Source organism: Paraglaciecola sp. 2405UD69-4, from assembly GCF_047525415.1.
Taxonomy (GTDB): domain Bacteria; phylum Pseudomonadota; class Gammaproteobacteria; order Enterobacterales; family Alteromonadaceae; genus Paraglaciecola.
In genome coordinates this window covers 1,083,806-1,100,855 of the sequence record NZ_JBLIXM010000002.1, presented here as the reverse complement: position 1 = coordinate 1,100,855, position 17,050 = coordinate 1,083,806, and the positions used below count along the sequence as shown (strand labels likewise).

The 17,050-nt window shown below is 39.9% G+C and carries 22 protein-coding genes; 10 read left to right on the top strand and 12 right to left on the bottom strand.

What is annotated here, in order from left to right:
• Positions 1-44: 44 nt before the first annotated feature.
• The 3 genes from ACMUMK_RS11365 (at position 45) to ACMUMK_RS11355 (ending at position 3,809) form a co-directional block, all read left to right on the top strand.
• Positions 45-977 (top strand): 2-hydroxyacid dehydrogenase, encoded by a 933-nt coding sequence (locus tag ACMUMK_RS11365; protein ID WP_414701227.1) that lies wholly within the window; start codon positions 45-47, stop codon positions 975-977.
• A gap of 188 nt (positions 978-1,165) precedes the next feature.
• Entirely contained in the window at positions 1,166-3,199 is a 2,034-nt protein-coding gene (locus tag ACMUMK_RS11360) for a diguanylate cyclase (RefSeq protein WP_414701226.1), read from the top strand.
• 232 nt (positions 3,200-3,431) lie between these two features.
• The gene (locus tag ACMUMK_RS11355) at positions 3,432-3,809 is read left to right on the top strand and encodes a VOC family protein (RefSeq protein WP_414701225.1); all 378 of its coding nucleotides are present in this window, start codon (positions 3,432-3,434) and stop codon (positions 3,807-3,809) included.
• A 54-nt stretch (positions 3,810-3,863) separates the two neighbouring features.
• Here ACMUMK_RS11355 and ACMUMK_RS11350 read toward each other — a convergent pair whose 3' ends face one another.
• From ACMUMK_RS11350 to ACMUMK_RS11340, 3 genes are all read right to left on the bottom strand, one after another.
• The gene (locus ACMUMK_RS11350; protein ID WP_414701224.1) at positions 3,864-4,718 is read right to left on the bottom strand and encodes a bile acid:sodium symporter family protein; all 855 of its coding nucleotides are present in this window, start codon (positions 4,716-4,718) and stop codon (positions 3,864-3,866) included.
• A gap of 31 nt (positions 4,719-4,749) precedes the next feature.
• Complete coding sequence (locus ACMUMK_RS11345; RefSeq protein ID WP_414701223.1) at positions 4,750-5,499, bottom strand: SDR family oxidoreductase; 750 nt, start codon at positions 5,497-5,499, stop codon at positions 4,750-4,752.
• A gap of 78 nt (positions 5,500-5,577) precedes the next feature.
• On the bottom strand, positions 5,578-6,798 hold the full coding sequence (locus tag ACMUMK_RS11340) for an acyl-CoA dehydrogenase family protein (RefSeq protein ID WP_414701222.1): 1,221 nt from the start codon (positions 6,796-6,798) through the stop codon (positions 5,578-5,580).
• Positions 6,799-6,907: 109 nt separating this feature from the next.
• Here ACMUMK_RS11340 and ACMUMK_RS11335 point away from each other — a divergent pair, with 109 nt between their 5' ends.
• Positions 6,908-7,831 (top strand): LysR family transcriptional regulator, encoded by a 924-nt coding sequence (locus tag ACMUMK_RS11335; protein WP_414701221.1) that lies wholly within the window; start codon positions 6,908-6,910, stop codon positions 7,829-7,831.
• A 24-nt stretch (positions 7,832-7,855) separates the two neighbouring features.
• Here the strand turns inward: ACMUMK_RS11335 and ACMUMK_RS11330 are convergent, their stop codons facing one another.
• From ACMUMK_RS11330 to ACMUMK_RS11315, 4 genes are read right to left on the bottom strand one after another with little or no spacing between them, the layout of a single operon-like run.
• Positions 7,856-8,341 carry a GNAT family N-acetyltransferase gene (locus tag ACMUMK_RS11330; protein ID WP_414701220.1) on the bottom strand — a complete coding sequence of 162 codons (486 nt, stop codon included), beginning with the start codon at positions 8,339-8,341 and terminating at the stop codon, positions 7,856-7,858.
• Between the two features lie 32 nt (positions 8,342-8,373).
• The gene (locus ACMUMK_RS11325; protein ID WP_414701219.1) at positions 8,374-8,592 is read right to left on the bottom strand and encodes a DUF6500 family protein; all 219 of its coding nucleotides are present in this window, start codon (positions 8,590-8,592) and stop codon (positions 8,374-8,376) included.
• Between the two features lie 21 nt (positions 8,593-8,613).
• The gene (locus ACMUMK_RS11320) at positions 8,614-9,147 is read right to left on the bottom strand and encodes a flavodoxin family protein (RefSeq protein WP_414701218.1); all 534 of its coding nucleotides are present in this window, start codon (positions 9,145-9,147) and stop codon (positions 8,614-8,616) included.
• 54 nt (positions 9,148-9,201) lie between these two features.
• Positions 9,202-9,360 carry a DUF3012 domain-containing protein gene (locus ACMUMK_RS11315; RefSeq protein ID WP_414701217.1) on the bottom strand — a complete coding sequence of 53 codons (159 nt, stop codon included), beginning with the start codon at positions 9,358-9,360 and terminating at the stop codon, positions 9,202-9,204.
• A 165-nt stretch (positions 9,361-9,525) separates the two neighbouring features.
• Between ACMUMK_RS11315 and ACMUMK_RS11310 the strand changes: the two genes are divergently transcribed.
• Positions 9,526-10,242 carry a glycosyltransferase gene (locus ACMUMK_RS11310; protein ID WP_414701216.1) on the top strand — a complete coding sequence of 239 codons (717 nt, stop codon included), beginning with the start codon at positions 9,526-9,528 and terminating at the stop codon, positions 10,240-10,242.
• Between the two features lie 54 nt (positions 10,243-10,296).
• On the opposite strand, the gene ACMUMK_RS11305 is transcribed toward ACMUMK_RS11310, so the two are convergent.
• Positions 10,297-10,635, bottom strand: a complete 339-nt coding sequence (locus tag ACMUMK_RS11305; RefSeq protein ID WP_414701215.1) for a P-II family nitrogen regulator — start codon at positions 10,633-10,635, stop codon at positions 10,297-10,299.
• A gap of 221 nt (positions 10,636-10,856) precedes the next feature.
• Between ACMUMK_RS11305 and lspA the strand changes: the two genes are divergently transcribed.
• The 3 genes from lspA to ACMUMK_RS11290 all read left to right on the top strand — a co-directional run bounded on the left by lspA (position 10,857) and on the right by ACMUMK_RS11290 (position 12,136).
• A complete protein-coding gene (gene lspA / locus ACMUMK_RS11300; protein WP_414701214.1) occupies positions 10,857-11,357 on the top strand; it encodes a signal peptidase II in 501 nt (166 codons plus the stop codon).
• A 2-nt stretch (positions 11,358-11,359) separates the two neighbouring features.
• Positions 11,360-11,536 (top strand): hypothetical protein, encoded by a 177-nt coding sequence (locus tag ACMUMK_RS11295; RefSeq protein ID WP_414701213.1) that lies wholly within the window; start codon positions 11,360-11,362, stop codon positions 11,534-11,536.
• Between the two features lie 276 nt (positions 11,537-11,812).
• Positions 11,813-12,136 (top strand): hypothetical protein, encoded by a 324-nt coding sequence (locus ACMUMK_RS11290; protein ID WP_414701212.1) that lies wholly within the window; start codon positions 11,813-11,815, stop codon positions 12,134-12,136.
• Between the two features lie 53 nt (positions 12,137-12,189).
• Here the strand turns inward: ACMUMK_RS11290 and ACMUMK_RS11285 are convergent, their stop codons facing one another.
• The 4 genes from ACMUMK_RS11285 to queC form a co-directional block, all read right to left on the bottom strand.
• Positions 12,190-13,722, bottom strand: a complete 1,533-nt coding sequence (locus ACMUMK_RS11285) for a methyl-accepting chemotaxis protein (RefSeq protein ID WP_414701211.1) — start codon at positions 13,720-13,722, stop codon at positions 12,190-12,192.
• 109 nt (positions 13,723-13,831) lie between these two features.
• A complete protein-coding gene (locus ACMUMK_RS11280) occupies positions 13,832-14,176 on the bottom strand; it encodes a HopJ type III effector protein (RefSeq protein WP_414701210.1) in 345 nt (114 codons plus the stop codon).
• Positions 14,177-14,184: 8 nt separating this feature from the next.
• Entirely contained in the window at positions 14,185-14,493 is a 309-nt protein-coding gene (locus tag ACMUMK_RS11275) for a hypothetical protein (RefSeq protein ID WP_414701209.1), read from the bottom strand.
• Positions 14,494-14,549: 56 nt separating this feature from the next.
• On the bottom strand, positions 14,550-15,209 hold the full coding sequence (gene queC, locus ACMUMK_RS11270) for a 7-cyano-7-deazaguanine synthase QueC (protein WP_414701208.1): 660 nt from the start codon (positions 15,207-15,209) through the stop codon (positions 14,550-14,552).
• A 103-nt stretch (positions 15,210-15,312) separates the two neighbouring features.
• On the opposite strand from queC, the gene queE reads away from it, so the two are divergent.
• Both queE and ACMUMK_RS11260 read left to right on the top strand, forming a co-directional pair.
• The gene (gene queE, locus ACMUMK_RS11265; protein ID WP_414701207.1) at positions 15,313-15,981 is read left to right on the top strand and encodes a 7-carboxy-7-deazaguanine synthase QueE; all 669 of its coding nucleotides are present in this window, start codon (positions 15,313-15,315) and stop codon (positions 15,979-15,981) included.
• 91 nt (positions 15,982-16,072) lie between these two features.
• Entirely contained in the window at positions 16,073-16,951 is an 879-nt protein-coding gene (locus tag ACMUMK_RS11260; RefSeq protein ID WP_414701206.1) for an amino acid ABC transporter substrate-binding protein, read from the top strand.
• Positions 16,952-17,050 lie beyond the last annotated feature (99 nt).

Sequence of the window (17,050 nt, the reverse complement as noted above, 5' to 3'; positions counted from 1 at the left end):
CTGCCTACTATGGTTAGTTTCCAATAAGGCTTAGGAGTAGATTAATGGCCACCCATATTTTGTTCAGAGGCCCACAAGAGCGTAATGATTGCTGGCAGACTATGTTTGCAAAGGCTTTACCTAGTGTGGTGTGGCACCACTGGCCTAATGTAGAAGATAAGGCTGCTATTGAAGTAATCATAGCTTGGAAGCTTCCAAGAGACTATCAGCAAGATTATCCTAACTTAAGAGTGATTTTTTCAGTAGGCGCTGGTGTCGATCAGCTTAATCTAGATACAGTGCCTGAGCATATTAAAGTGGTGCGTATGCTTGACCCAGGCATAGCCAAAGGCATGGCGGAGTTTATTGCGCTACATGTGCTCAATATTCATCGCGATACCTTTCATTACATAAATGCAAATAAAACCGCTACTTGGAAGCAACTGCCTACAAAGGCTACCTCACAAAGGCGGGTGGGGATCCTGGGATTAGGTAACTTGGGGCAAGTTGCAGCCAATAGCTTATTAGCCCTAGGTTTTAGTGTAAATGGCTGGAGTCGCAGTGCTAAGCAGCTAGAGGGTGTCAGATGTTTTAGTGGGATGGAGCAACTTGAAGCGTTTTTATCCCAAACTGATGTGCTCGTAAGCTTGTTGCCTTTAACCGTGCACACACAGGGGCTCCTTAACAACAAGACTTTAAGTCAATTACCCCAAGGAGCCAGTATTATCAATGTGGGGCGCGGTGAGCAATTAGTAACCCAAGACCTGCTCACGTTACTTGATGAAGCGCATTTGTGCTTTGCGGTATTAGATGTGTTTGAACACGAGCCTTTATCAGAGTCTGACCCATTATGGTCACACCCTAATGTATTAGTAACGCCACATATTGCAGCCATTACCCAAAATGAAAGTGCTGGTAAGGTATTAGTTGAAAATGTGCTGCGTTATATCAATGGGCAAACCATGATTGGCACAGTGGATAGAAAAGCGGGGTATTGAGCCTCTAAGTAAATTGACTGAATGCATATTGTTTTAAAGCAGGAGGCAATACTCTTGCAACTAGTCTTTAATCGTCTGCTAGATAGAGATCAATTTAACTCTTTAAATTGAGCACTTTGGGCTGAAAGATTACTCTACCTTGGGTAAGATGTAACTCACTCTAGGAAAAGTTGACAAAGGTACAAAGTATGAGGGCAAGCAAGACTGTTCTACCCATTTTGTTGGGTCTGACAGCTATTTCATTGTCGCTCTGTAAAACGCTAGGTTCAACTGAACTTAATCCTTTTGCATTTGGTTTTGCAAAAAATGAATTGTCATATCAAGAAGATCCAGCTTCTATTTTTAATTCGAGCCTCGATGCAGATGAAGAATTCGCCAAGGCGAAGGGCTTTTATAATCAAAAGCAGTATACAAAAGCACTCGCACATTTTAATTTAGTAATAGAGCTTTTGTCTAAGAGTGATGAAGCAAACTTAGGTTTGTTAGCGTCTTGTTATCACCAAATTGGGCAAACTTATAAACATTTGCAGTCATTTGATGAGGCAGCTGGATATTACGCTAAAGCGCTTACAATATATCAAAATTTAAAGCGTACTGATGATGTAATTAAAGCCTATAAAAACATAGCGATGAGCCACAATAAGCTCGGAAACTACTTACTGGCTTTGGATAATGCTTTACGTAGTCTTGATCTAGTTAAAAAACAAGACAAGGCTGCATTAGAGGCACAAATTACACTATTAACGGCTGCTATTTATCGAAACATCGGCGACTATCAAACCTCCTTAGAGTATATAAAACAGGCAGAGATTTTATATAAAGCTATCAATTCAATTGAACACTTAGCAGAAGTAGACAACCAAACTGGCCTTATCTACACAAGACTTAAGCAATTTGATAATGCCCGCTATTTTTACCAAAAAACTACCGAGTTATCTATTGATAAGGTCAAGCCAGAAACAAGAGCTGCCGCTTATAGAGAAATTGGTGTAATTGACTATCAATCGGGCAATTTTCAGAATGCCTTAAGCATGCTTAAAATTGCTGCTAACGTTTATGCCGATCTTGGCTTGCAAGAACGCTTAGCATACAGTCAGCTACTTATTGGGAGGACATATCAAAAATTAGCCAATATTCCATTGGCTCTTGAGTATTTACAACAGGCTAAACAACGAGCGCAGCAAGTAAAAAACATACAATGGCAAGCAAAAGCGCTAATCAATATAGCCGATGTTAAGTTGGCTGCAGAGCCTACAGTGGCTATTGCTCTGCTACAAGAAGCGCTCAAATTTGTCCATGATTACGATTCATTAGAAGATGAAATTGAAATTTATAGCTTGCTAGCTAATATTCAAAAAGCTCAAGGTAATCAAGCCAAAGCATTGGACTATACTGAGCGAAAATATGACTTAACCATGGCCTTAGTGGCTAAACAAGAAAGCGCTAACCTTGCCCGGGAAAAAGTGATATTAGAATCTTATAAAATGGAACGAGATATTCACAGGCTGCAAGAAAAAGTACTTTTAGACAGTTTAATGCTTGATAAGAAAAGCGATGAGATAGCGCTTGTTAGCCAGGCACACAAAATAGCTGAATTAGAGCTGTCTGAAAAGACAACTAGTAATATGTTGTTAAGCGTTTTATTAGGATGTTGTGTCCTATGTGTCTTGTTTGTATATAGAAACTTCACAAATGCTAAAAAGCTGAATAAACAGCTTGATCGCCTCGCTAAAATTGATCCTCTTACAAAATGTTATAACAGGCGTATGTTGTTTGTGTGTCTTGAAGAATGTTTTGGTGATGCACGACACTCAAGTCAACATTGCATTGTTTTAGCGGACATTGATTCATTCAAATTAATTAACGATACACATGGCCATAAGAAAGGCGATGAGGTCTTAGTAAATGTTGCAGAGATACTTCAAGGTTTATTAGGAGCGAAAAACTGTTTAATTCGGTTTGGAGGAGAAGAGTTTTGTATAGTCTTGCCTAATACGAATATAGAGCAAGCATTGCTACTCGCTGAGGATATGCGTAAGTCTATTAACAACCATGACTTTAATGGCGTACGAGTTAGCTGTAGTTTTGGTATTGCTGTATTGGAAGACAGTATTACTACAAAAGACGAATTTATCGATAGAGCTGACAAGGCTCTATATATCTCGAAAAACAGAGGGAAAAACCGAGTGACGGTATGGTCCTCGAATTTTTCAGAACAATAAAAAATCTCTTAAGACATACCTAAAATTATCCTGAATCCATCAAGACTATTTGCCCAGCATATTTTTATGGGTCCCATTGTTATCGTTTGGTTTCATTAAATTATCAGCTGGTGATAAAGCACTTCAGCAAACTTACCCATGATCATCACTGTGAAAAATTCTACTTTTAATTAATTCTGGGTACACTATTGCCGGTTAGTTATTTTATAAATATTGATGTTAGGAGAGTTAAATGTTCAGTCACGTGATGCTAGGTGCTAACGATATTCAAGAGTCTAAAAAGTTTTATGATGCAACCTTAGGTGCATTGGGCTACGAGCCGGGTGTAATAGACGAAAAAGGACGTTGTTTTTATTTTACGAAAACTGGCATTTTTGGAGTGAGTATTCCTATTGATGGTGAGCCAGCTTGCCATGGTAATGGCAGTACCTTAGGGTTTGCTGCAGACACTACTGAGGCCGCTGATGCATGGCATGCAGCAGGCCTGGCAAATGGTGGCGTTGCCTGTGAAGACGCACCTGGTGTGCGTGAAGGCAAAGATATCAGTTTATATCTAGCTTATTTACGGGACCCTGCTGGCAATAAAATTTGTGCCATGAAGCGAGTTTAAACTCAGTTAAAAAGCTTCAGCGCTGAGGTTTTGTCAATATCAATGGGTTGGTCTTTACGGCCAACGTTTTGCTCCAAAAATGATTATTCCTGCTCCTAAGTACATTACTAATCCATAAACTCCAGCTGCAATTGCGTAGTCTGGACGGGCTAAAAAACTGATGGCTATAAGTATGGCCATAGAACTATTTTGTACTCCCACTTCTATACCAAGGGTTAATGAATCCTTTCTAACAAGTTTAAATAATCTTGCTAATAATAGTCCTGTTATTATTGCCAATACATTAAGTGCAATGGCTGCCTCAGATATCAAAATAAAGGAGTCAACTAAGCGCGCCCGTTCTTGATAGGTAATGGCTACAATCATTAATATCAAAAATGCACTAGATAAATGTCTAAAGAAAGCCTCACTTCGTAACGCAAACTCCGTAAATTTGTGTCTTACAAAAATGCCTATTAATACAGGTATCAAAGTAATAATGATAAGTCCTAACATAGTATTTAGCAGAGAGAAGGAGTCTGATGGGGTTTGGCTAAACTGGGTTATTGCGAATTGAATAATTAGCGGCGTTGTAAAAACACAAACTAAAGTCGTGATTGCTGTAAGGCATACAGACAAAGCCAAATTAGCACGGGCCAATTGACTTAAAATATTAGAACTAGTGCCCCCAGGGCAAGCCGCAAGTATCATTATTCCCACAGCTAAGTGTTCACTTAAATTAAACCAAACAACTAACAGGTAAGCGATAATAGGCAAAAGTAGCAGTTGCCCAACTAAGCCAACGACAATTGCTTTAGGCGCTTTACTTAACGCAATAAAGTCCTGTTTAGTTAAACTTAAGCCCATGCCAAACATTATAAGTGCCAGAACAATAGGCATGACGAGTTGTGTTAGATAGGATTCGGTCATGGACTTTCCTGTGGGTTAGGGAAAATGTTCCTTAGCTTATTTTAGCCAGCATACTTAACGGGGCGATTTTTGCTAAATATCTAAAGAGTGCCCAAGGCCATGTGGGAACAAAGCTATTGGCGACTTCTTTTTCAATGTCTTTTACCATTGCTTGGCAACCTGTTTCTAAATCCACAATAAAGGGCACTTTTTTAACTTTTTCGTTAATTTCTGTGCGAATAAAACCAGGGTGAATAGTGGTAACTTTAATGGGAGTGTTTAACACATCTATGCGGATACCTTCGGTTAAGGCACTTAGCCCTGCTTTGGTGGCGGCATAAACGGTAATGGCACGACGAGCTCCTCTAATGGCACTCATAGATGATATAGTCACTAGGTGCCCAGAATTTTGACTGCGCAGCACTTCCATTGCAGCCTCACACTGCGCCAACGCGGAGACAAAATTAGTTTCTGCGGTTTGTTTATTAGCGTGGAAGTATCCGGTACCTACTGGAGCTCCTTTTCCAATGCCTGCATTAATAATAATTCTATCCAAGGATCCCATCTCAGTTGCAAAGGCTTTTATGACTTCAAATACTTGCTCATGATTATCTACGTCTAGCTGGCGTATAAATACCTTAATATTGGGGTTAATGTTTAGTAGCTCTTGTTTTAGGCTTTCTAAGTTTTCAAGGCGTCGAGCGCATAGGGCTAAGTTACGGCCTTTTTTGGCAAATTCTATGGCCATACCTTTTCCTAAACCTGAACTGGCACCCGTTATCAAAATATTCTGTCTGGTCATGGCTTTCATCGCTTTTTAATTTTTGTTATTTAAAGGTGAAGCGCTTCATTTACCATGAAGCGCTTATATTAGGGCTGATTATTGATATTTTTTAAGCTCTAAACGGGCCACCATACCTTTATGTACTTCGTCTGGGCCATCAGCTAGGCGTAATGCTCGTGCTCCAGCTGCAAAACGCGCCAGCGGAAAGTCATTACACATACCTGCACCACCATGAATTTGAATGGCCAAATCAACTACATCTTCTAGCATTTTAGGAACTGCGACTTTAATGGCAGAAATATCTACCATGGCATTTTTAACGCCAAGGTTATCTATTTTCCAAGCGGCTTCTAAGGTCAATAATCTTGCTTGATTGATGGCAATTCTAGCTTCGGCAATGCGCTCTCGGTTGCCCCCTAACATCATTAATGGCTTTCCAAAGGCAGTGCGCGACATGCCTCGTTCTAGGGCAAGTTCTAAGGCTTTCTCAGCGCCGCCTATAGAACGCATGCAGTGATGGATTCTGCCTGGACCTAAGCGACCTTGAGCAATAGCAAAACCTTTTCCCATGCCTACTAAGAGATTTTCTTTAGGCACCCTGACATTAGTAAAATGCATTTCGCCATGGCCAAATGGAGCATCGTAATCCCCAAAGGCTTGTAACATACGCTTAATCTCAATACCCGGTGTGTCTAAAGGTACTATAACTTGGCTATGTTGATTATGTTTATCGTTCTCTGGATTAGACAAAGCCATAAAAATAGCGACCTTGGCGTTAGGGTGACCAAGGCCTGTGGTCCACCATTTTTTGCCGTTAAGGACTAATTCATCGCCATCTAGCTCGACGGTAGCCTGCATATTGGTAGCGTCAGATGAAGCAACGTCAGGTTCTGTCATACCAAATACTGAGCGTATCTCTCCGGCAAGTAACGGCTTGAGCCATTTATCTTGTTGAGCTTTATTGCCAAAGTGATAAAGCACTTCCATGTTTCCTGTGTCTGGGGCGCTGCAATTAAATATTTCAGAGGCAAACAATACTCGGCCCATTTCTTCAGCCAGCGGTGCATATTCTAAGGTTGTTAACCCTTGTCCTAGCTCAGCATCGGGTAAAAATAGATTCCACAGTCCAGCTCCTTGTGCTTTTTTCTTTAATGGTTCAATAAGCGGGTGGACTTGCCAGTTTTTCCAGTTTCCGTCAGGGTTTAGCTGGTGGGTTTCTGAGTATATTTGTTCTTCAACTGGGTACACATGCTCTTGCATAAAAGCACGAACTCGATTGATGTAATCTTGCGTTTTTTCACTGTGAGAGAAATTCATTTTAGCGCTCCGGCGTACTGATATTTCAATCAAGAATAGTTGCTTTATCAGGTTGAATGAAATGAAAAATACTATATGGTTACTGTGAATTTAGTTCATTGGTGCGGTGATGGCAGATTACAATAGAATTCAACAACTCGATCTTAACTTGCTTAAGATATTTGAAAGTATTTACAAAGAGCAGAATATGTCTCGTAGTGCAGAGGCTTTGCATATTACGCCCTCTGCTGTGAGTCACGCATTAAAGCGATTGCGTGAGTGTTTGGGTGATCCATTATTTCAACGTAGTAACAACAAAATGTTACCTACTCCAGCTTGCCAACGTATGGCGCCACAAATCATTGATACCTTGAGTAGGCTAAGGCAAATTTTGCAACACTGGGGAGAGTTTCAGCCACTAACGAGTGAGCACCATTTCAAGCTAGGTATTCATTACGCATTAGAGCCGTCTATTTTGCCAAAGTTAGTGAAGTGTTTAGCGCAATTAGCACCTAACACTTCTTTTTCTAGCGTTAAGATAGATAGAGAAAACCTTACACGGGCATTAGGTGCTGGGCACATAGATATGGCGTTTGATGTGGCATTACCCATTAAGCCGCCAGTATTTCACACTAAGGTTATAGATGACTCTTTTAGTGTGTTGATGGCACAGGGGCATAAATTACAAGGATATTTAAACCAAGCCAATTATTTAGCGGCTAAGCATGTTGGGGTGTCAAATCGCCCAAGCGGTGCCGCCGCAGAGGATATTTTATTTCAACAGCAAGGTTATTCGCGGCAGATCAATATTCGTTGTCAAAACTACTATGCTGCCAAAGCTATAGTGGCTGAGTCTGAGTATTTATTAACGCTGCCATCACAATTAGGAAGGGAGCTGTTAGGAGGGAAAACCCAAACCCCAGCCCTAGTTTTATTAGACATGCCCATTGCTACCGCTAATATTGAAACCCACTTGTATTGGCATAAAAATACCGAGCAAGACGAGGCATTAAGTTGGTTTAGGCAAGTGTTGAGTTCACTTGGTAGTGTTTGATAAAGTGGGGGATTTTTGTTTTTATCAAGGTTTAAGTCGTGACATCATTAAAAGATTAACGTATTTGCCATTTTTAAAAGATGCACAGCGTTTTTCGCCTTCTATTTCAAAGCCTAATTTTTCATATAAAGCGTAGGCACTTTTATTATCAGCATAAACCTCTAGTTCAATGCGTAATAAGTTGAGCCAGTTGTCAGCCTGGTCAATCGCCGCTTTCATGAGTGTTTTTCCCACTCCTTGGCCATGAAAATTAGGATGAACCGCAATGGCGAGGCTTGCCCCATGCTTTTCTCTTTGTTTGTGGCTTAATATTAATGTGACATGGCCCACCACTTTACCTTCGTTTTCGGCGACTAATACGAGTTGATTGTTTGGCTTAAAGAAGCTTTTGATGGTTTCTGTGTCTAAATACAGTAATTGTGAGGTGTTTTGGGTAACACTAGGAAACCGGTAGATCTCAACTAAGTCGTCATAGTCTTGCGCTTCTGCGTGTCTAATGGTTAGTTTCATGGGCTTATTGGCACCAAATATCTAAAAGTGGGTTATTCATTATTCAGTATCAGCTGTTTTATTTTTTGAGCTTTTTCAAAATGATCTAATGCATGGGTTTGGATCCACCAGGTTGCCGCTTCCATGAGCTGCTCTGGATCATCATTTTTGTTGGCAAAAAAGGCGTAGAAAGACAATCCAACATTGCTGCCTTTTGCAGCTATTTTCTTATCACATACTTGTAGTATTTTTGTGCGCAATGATTGTCGCATTGGTTTTATTACCTTGGGTGGTTAATTGGTGAGCTTTGGCGAAATGCTTACGCCAGCTAAAATATTATTGATGAAATTATCAATTGATTGCTTATGTTGAGGCAAACTAAATCCCTGTGGACATGGGCAATAAAGTAAGCCTAGATATTCAACACTCAAGTATTTAGCTGTTAAATCAAAAGGTTGCCATAAACAGTCTGGTGCTTGAGCATCATAACCTGTAGACACAACAGACCATGATTTACCTTTTAACTGGCGACCTAAGTCTTTTTCAATTGTGAGTAAGTCAGATAGCCTATCTATAAATACTTTCATTTGGGCGCACATTGAATACCAATACATAGGGGTGGCAAATACGATATGTTCATATTTAACTAAGTGGGATACCAATGTTAAAAAATCATCATCTTTATTTGCATGTTCGTAGTCATAAAACGAAATACTATAGTCCGCTAAGTGAAACAGATCAGCACTGCTTTGATGACGTATATATTCCGCGATTTGAAAGGTATCGCCTTTGGCTCTAGAGGAGCTAAAAAGTATCGCTGTTTTCATTATTATTTTTTCTTAAATCGCACTGTGGTAACTCATGTTTGGCTATTTAAGTGCTTAAAAAATACAGTGCTTAGCGAAATCTTTACCTTCTGTAACCGTCCAGTCACCTTTAGGTTTTTCTTTCATGTCTGTGCACCACTGCTCGCTGCCAATTTCTGGGGCACAAGCAGTCAACGTAAAACTAACGATAAACAGCGCCAGTATTTTTTGCATAACCTTTTTATCCTTAAATTGTGTAAAGCTACTTTTCTCAGGTAAATTTATCATCAAATGCTTTGGGGTGTTAGTATTCTAAAAAGTCTTATTAATAGACTTTGTTTTACTTGGCTATTAACTAGGCAAAGTGACCTTTAATTTTCAATATGCGCAGAGTCTTTCTTGTTAACTATTATTATTCCAACCCTAAACGAGTCTAAATCAGGCTACTTAAATAAGCTGCTTCAAGCTTATAAACCCAGTGCCAATCTTGAGGTATTGTGTGTTGATGGTGGCAGTAGCGACAATACCCTGAACTTGATTCAGGAAGCTGGGGTGGGGCTGATTGAAACCGATTTTTCCTCTCGGGCGGCAAGATTAAATGTGGGGATTGAGGCTGCCAAGCATCAAATGATATTGCTCAACCACCCCAGAAGCATAATCGAAGGGGCAGGTATCCAAGCATTGATGGCAAGTAACAAAGACCTAAGCTGGGGAGCGTTTACCCACAAGTTTGATAATTCACACCCGCTACTTAGTTTTACGTCTTGGTATTCTAATTTCGTTAGGGGAGATAGGAGAGGGATATACTATTTAGATCATTGTATATTTGCTCAGAAGACCTTGTTGCTTGATATTGGATTATTGCCAGATATTGAAATATTTGAAGACACTGAGCTGTGTCTCAAGTTAAGTAAAAAAGCTAAAGGCATAAGGCTCCCTTTTATTAGTGAAACCTCTGCAATTCGATTTGAGACCACTGGGATTTACTTTCAAGCATTTAAAAATCAGTACCTTAAGTGGCAGTATTATTTTAATCGCTCTGATAAAAAGATGAACACTCTGTATGAGAAAGGCTTAGAGTTAAACACTGAGTACAAAAAAGGTAGTCGAAAATAGCGTTCTTTAAAGTCAATCAAACAGGTGATTTCACACGATATTTTATCTCAATAACTACACGGCATCTTCGTCTTCTTCTTTTGTTCTAATGCGTATTGCTCTTTGCAAATCGTAAACGAATATCTTTCCATCGCCAATTTTACCACTATGAGCATGTTCCATAATTGTTTCTATGCAGCGCTCTACTTCTTGGTCGGTAACGACTATTTCTAGTTTTACTTTGGGAATAAAATCCACTAGGTACTCTGCACCACGGTAAGTATCTATATGTCCTCTTTGTCTACCATACCCCCTTACTTCAGTGACAGTTAGGCCAATTATTCCTGCTTCTATCAATGCTTCTCGCACACAATCAAGTTTAAAAGGCTTAATTATCGCTTCTATCTTTTTCATGATATCCCTTACTTTTTAAATTTATACTGCTAATACAACAGCTTAAAATAGCCATTAAGCATTCAGTGTTCTTTTGAATTTAATGATGGTAACAAAAATTTAACAATTGGGTGGTGTTGTTTTATTAAGAATTAACGCCATTGTTAGATAGACCAAACACTAGTGAACATGAAATAATTGTTTATTCTTCCTTGCTTCCATAAAAGAAAAAGTAATCCACTATGAGTATGATAAAACGTCTGATTCTGCTAGTTACCATCACAATTGCCAGTGTTGGTATAGATCAAGGCACTAAATTGTTTGCTGCTGAAAATTTACCTAAATATGAAATGACTAGCTATCTAGCCGATACCTTACGTATTGGCTATGTTGAAAACACTGGGGCATTTTTAGGCTTAGGCAGTGATTTACCGGACAGTGTTAGGTTTTGGATTTTTGTTGGTGCAGTGGGCGTTATTTTACTGGCTTTGCTGATTTATATCATTAGAACAACTACCCAAACTGCATTTGGGGTATGTGCTTTATCTCTTATTTTTTCAGGCGGGATCAGTAACTTTTACGACAGAGCAATGAATAACGGCGCTGTTATCGACTTCTTAAACATAGGGGTTGGAACCTTCAGAACCGGGATATTTAACGTGGCAGATATGGCTATCATGCTAGGTGTATTTCTATTGTTATTTGCCAAAGAAAAAAAGGATCCCCAGGTTAAAGGTGCATAGTTTTGGCTGTTAAAAAAAGCATTAAAAAGGGCGTTTATCAATCGCCTTTAAGTAAGCTTTATTCTAGGCAGCAACCTAAGGTGAAAGCCAAAAAAGGCATGGCGAGGTTGTTGTTGGTTTACGCTGAGAACGATCCTAAGCGGATTGCAGCTTTGATTCAAAAATGGATGAAAGAGTGAAATGAATATCTCAATTGATGATATCAAGGTTTGAGAGCAAGCATTTAATACAGTTAGAGACTGGTACTGAAAATGAGTTATAAACACTGTTTTGAAATGATGGTAGCTAGGTTAACAAAGCAAAACTCATTATTGCTAGCAACAATCAATACAATGATGAGTTAGCAAATGGGGCTGATATTTTACTAGCTGTAGCATTGTTGTCACTATGGGCTTTACACAATGCTAACCATAAAAACTGAGTAGGTTTAACATTCAAATGAGTAGAAGGTGAGAATGAATCGCTACCTTTTGGTTGCAATGTGGTTAACTATGTTTGGTTTACAATCAGCTTGCAGCTCGCCTGTGTCACAAAGCTTAGGGCCGAAAAAACACACAGAAAATCTAATCGTTATTCCTTGTAATGAATTTGAGTGGCACGATATTGCCAAGCTAGTTGCACCATACCAAAGTGATGCCTTACAAGTAGCTTTAATACAACAGGGCCAATCAAGTGGTTATCGTTTATCAGCCGCTGCAGAGCAAGCTCTAGCTGATGGCGAGCATATGCCAAGCTCAGTTAAAGTCTTGCTGCAGTCTATTGTCGACGCTGGGTGTTAACAGCAAATAGCTGGAGATTGCCCCTTCACATTCAGCTCTTAATTTTATGCAGGCTAACTGAATGTTTTTCCTAATCCGGCTAAGGTGGTGGTTTTCTTTTCTATTTTAGCGGCTTCAGTTTCCACTTCTTCTGCAAGCTCTAGGTTGTGTTTGGCAATGTTATTAACATTATCAATGTTATTGCTAACGGTTTCTGATAAGCCTTTTTGCTCTTCAGTCGCAACAGATATTTGCGTCGCCAAATCAGATATTTGTGACACAACTTGATAAACTTGGTTTACCACGTCTTTGGTTGCTGCGGTATCTGATACACATTCGTCTGCAGCGTGTTTTCCTTCTAAAAGTTTATTTGACCATGTTGTTAAAGTCGTTTGAATTTCTCCCACTGAAGATTGAATATCTTTCGTTGCAGCATGGGTTCTGCTCGATAATGCTCTAACTTCGTCGGCAACCACAGAAAAGCCTCTTCCATGCTCACCTGCTCTTGCAGCTTCAATGGCTGCGTTTAATGCCAGCAGGTTGGTTTGGTCAGCAATTCCTTGAATTTCTACCATAATGCCATCAATTTTCTCTGCTTCAGCAGCAAGGTTGCTAGCGGTGTTGGCTGACTCTGATACATCGTTAGCTAGGTAAGAGACTTTTTCCATTGTTTGTGTCATTGAGTGTGTAGCACGCTCACAGTCTTGATGAACCTCAGCAACTTTTGATGAGGTTATTGAAGTGTTAGTGGCCACCTCTGCATTAGTGACAACCATAGCGTCAATGGCTTTTGATAGTTGCTGCAACTCATTGGTTTCTTGCTCAACGCCTTGTTTGGTTTGCTTGGATATTTGATTGAGTAAAGATACCCCTTCTTGAAGTGCGTTGGTGCTGTCTATTACTCGGCCTATTACTGTTTTTAGGCGACCTTCTTGCATTTTTTTCATATAGTCCACCACACTTTTTTGGCCAGACCCAGAAAAAATAGCTCTCGACACGCTATCGTAGCGCTCACGCTCTTTACCAATATATTGCCTCAGAGAGAGCAGTTCTACCTTAAATGTAAGATAAGGTAGTGGGATCATTAGCAATGCTAAAAATGGATAATAGAAAGTGCCCGCTGCGAGCGCTAATCCAGCGGTAATAAAGGCAGCATCTGCATATTTACGTTGGCTAAATATAGAAGTTTGAGGTTTTCCAGCGTTTAGCTGTTGATACAGGGTTTCGGCTTTGTTTTTATATTCTGGTGTGAGAGTCGTTCTAACTGACTGATAGCCTATAAGGGACCCTTGTTCATATAAAGGAGTGACAAAGGCATCAACCCAATAGTATTTACCATTTTTACAACGGTTTTTAACCGCTCCTCTCCAAGCTTGTTCTGACTTTAGTTTGCTCCACAAATCTGCAAACGCAGCTTTGGGCATACTTGGATGTCTAACAATGTTGTGGTTTTGGCCAACGAGTTCTTCACGGGAAAAACCAGAAACCTGACAAAAAGGATCATTAACGTATTGAATAACGCCTTGTGTATTGGTAACGGACACTAGTTCATCACTAGGTGAGACTAGTTCTTCCTGATCTATTATATTTGAGGTGCTTTGACCCATACCTATTCCTTTGCTGCTTTTGCAGGGTAGGTAAGTTTACCCGAATCTCCTTATAGTACGCCTCTGCAAAGTTATTTTCTAGGTCACAGAATGGGTCTTGTTTTTAGGCTTACTGCTTGGTTAAGGGGGCGCTATCAAAGCTTATTTTGTCCCAACCAGTCTTCATGAAGTTTCTTATGTTGCCATGATCACTACCATCTGGGTGTTTAAGTACATCTTCCCGGTAATAGGTGCCAAATAAATGTAGAGTTTGTGCTTCTGTTAATTGATTTAACTTTGCAAAGAAGAATATCTTACATGAGCCTTCGTTAGTGCCTGCTAAATTAGTTAAGTCACCGTTAGAAAATTGGCTAGGTGTATAATTGTAATGGTTATTTATCACATCCATCACTTGGGCAAACTCCACTTGGGTGGGCGCAGTTTTTACTTGGTTTAATAAGTTTTCAAGAGTCATTAACATTCCTAAATGTGTGATTGATTACATACCTTGATCGTTATGGTGCAATCGATATGTTTGAGTAGTTTATTTACAAAATTTGGGACTTGAATTTGACAGTCTGGGGCAGCAGGATTCACTTTTACTAAAATATCGCATTGCTCTAATGTAATTTGCTGGCGAACAAAGAAAATATTAAGGTCATCTAAATTATCTAATGATGCATTTACAGGGACTAAACCTATAACATCATGGCTATCATAAATCGGGGCATAGCTTGCCCCATTTATCTCCCTTTTAAGGGTAATACCTTGAAACTTGTCTAGTTTGAGCAAACGGAAAAAAACCTCTGTCTTGATATTAGTTCTCCTAGTCTTAAGGTTTTAATTGATTAACTTTCATATTCGAGGGGATCGCTAACTTGATTATCACTGAAAGCTTCTAGCCTTTCTTGGCAAGCGCCACACTTTCCACAGGCTTTTTCGCGGCCGTTATAGCATGTCCATGTCTGGTTGTAGTCTAGGTCCATTTCTAAGCCAGCTGTTAAAATGGCGGTTTTGCTGACTTCTAAATAGGGCGTGACAATCTCAACAGCTTCATAGTTTGCAATGGCACATACGTCATTCATTTTATGTACAAACTCTGGGCGGCAATCTGGGTATATGGCATGGTCACCAGAATGTGCGCCATAAAATACCTTGTTGGCATTAATGGATACGGCATATCCAACAGCCATAGATAACAAAATCATGTTACGGTTTGGCACTACTGTGGTTTTCATGCTGTCTTCTTCATAATGGCCTTCAGCTACATCAATATCAGATGTGAGCGAAGAGCCGCCAATGAGTTGGTTGATAGCTGAAATATCTACTATTTTGTGGTGCACATTTAAGTTCGAACAGGCCCTTGCGGCATACTCTAGTTCTTTTTTGTGTCTTTGACCGTAGTCAAATGATAAGGCAAACACCTCGAAACCTTGTTTAACAGCTAGGTTTAGGACAGTAAACGAGTCCATTCCCCCGGAAAAAATAACCACTACCTTTTGTGACATGGGCTTTGCTTCTTTATAATCAGATAATAAGGTTTATTTTAAGTGATTTAACGGTGAATTCCCACAATAGGAATACCTTGAATCCAAAGGAAAGTGAGTAGGTTTGTATAAAATTAATGAAGTGTTTGAGTCTTTACAGGGAGAGGGCAGTTATACTGGGCTACCTTCTATATTTGTGCGCCTTCAAGGATGCCCTGTTGGTTGCCCTTGGTGTGATACCAAACATACATGGGAAGTGGATCCAGAGTTTCGCGCAACCAGCTCAGATGTTATGGCTGAAACCAATGAGTCAAACGCTTGGTTTGAGCATACAGCACAGCAACTGATTGATTTATTCAATGACCATGGTTATGTAGCCAAACACTTGGTAATAACTGGCGGTGAGCCATGTATGTACGACTTAACAGAGTTAACCTCGTACTTTATTAGCCTTGGCTATTCGGTACAAATTGAAACCAGCGGTACCTTTGAGATTTATTGCCACCCAGATACCTGGGTGACTGTTTCACCTAAAGTTAATATGCCTAGCGGTAGGCGTGTCTTAAAAAGTGCTATGTTACGAGCCAATGAAATTAAGCATCCAATTGCCATGCAAAAGCACATCGAAGAATTGGATCAGGTTTTAACCTTATTAGAAGGTGAGACCATACCGCAGATTTACTTGCAACCTATTAGCCAACAGAAAAGAGCAACAGAGCTTGCAATTAAAACCTGCATAGCTCGTAATTGGCGTTTGTCTTTGCAAACACATAAGTTTATTGGCATAGAGTAATTACATCTCTTATTGCTCATCTGGTTTATGGCTTAATTTGGTATTGCAGTGGTAGCTTGTTGTTAATGAAGTACGCGTTAAGAGGCTTTTTATGAACCGTTCAAATCGATCCAATTTATTAGTACTTTGCAGTTTTGTTTGGGTGTTAAGCAGTAGCCACTTATTTGCTGCTTCTTGGAAAGTCACTTATCCAAAGGCAGCTATCGATTCAGATATCATGACCAATTACCCCATTGAGCTTCTAAGCCTAGCGCTTGAGCAAACTGGGGTAAATTATGAATTGCACCCTTCTAGCAATCTGCTCACTAAAGTAAAGGCATTGAATCGTTTAGAGGATAACCGTGAGGTTAACCTTGTTTGGGCCATGACCAATAAACAAAGAGAAGAAGACTTACTAGCGATCCGTATTCCGTTATTCAAAGGCTTAATTGGGTGGCGCTTATTGATGATACGTGACGACATGTCGGACCGGTTTCGCTATATTCAGAGCCTAGAGCATCTTATTAAGCTATCGCCTATCCAGGGCAGAGATTGGCCGGATACAAAAATTTTACGATCTAATGGCTTCGACGTGGTTGTGAATCTTGGTCAAGATAACCTAATAAATATGTTGGCAACGGCTCAAGGCGACTTTTATCCTCGTTCTTTGGCTGAAATATGGCACGAACTCGAAACCCTTGAGGGAGTAGAAGGCTTGTCTGTGCAGCCAACATTAGGGATCCATTATCCCAGTGCTGTGTACTTTTTTGTGAATCAGAATAATCGCCCCTTGGCGCATTTGATAGAAGTAGGGTTAGAAAAAGCTATTAAAAATGGAAAGTTCGAAGCGTTATTTCAGAAAACCTATCAAGACTATATTGAAAGAGCAAAGCTAAGAGAAAGAACCTTTTATCAATTGGATAATACCTTTTTGCCTGAACAGACACCGCTGCAACGCAAAGAGTTATGGTTTCAACAGGCTCTTCAATGAGTTTTTGTTTCGAAAAATGCCTACGCAAATAGCATAATTTTGCTGGGCTATAACGGGTGTTGAAGTGATATGAAAAAACCCAAGTGGCAACTGCTGCCA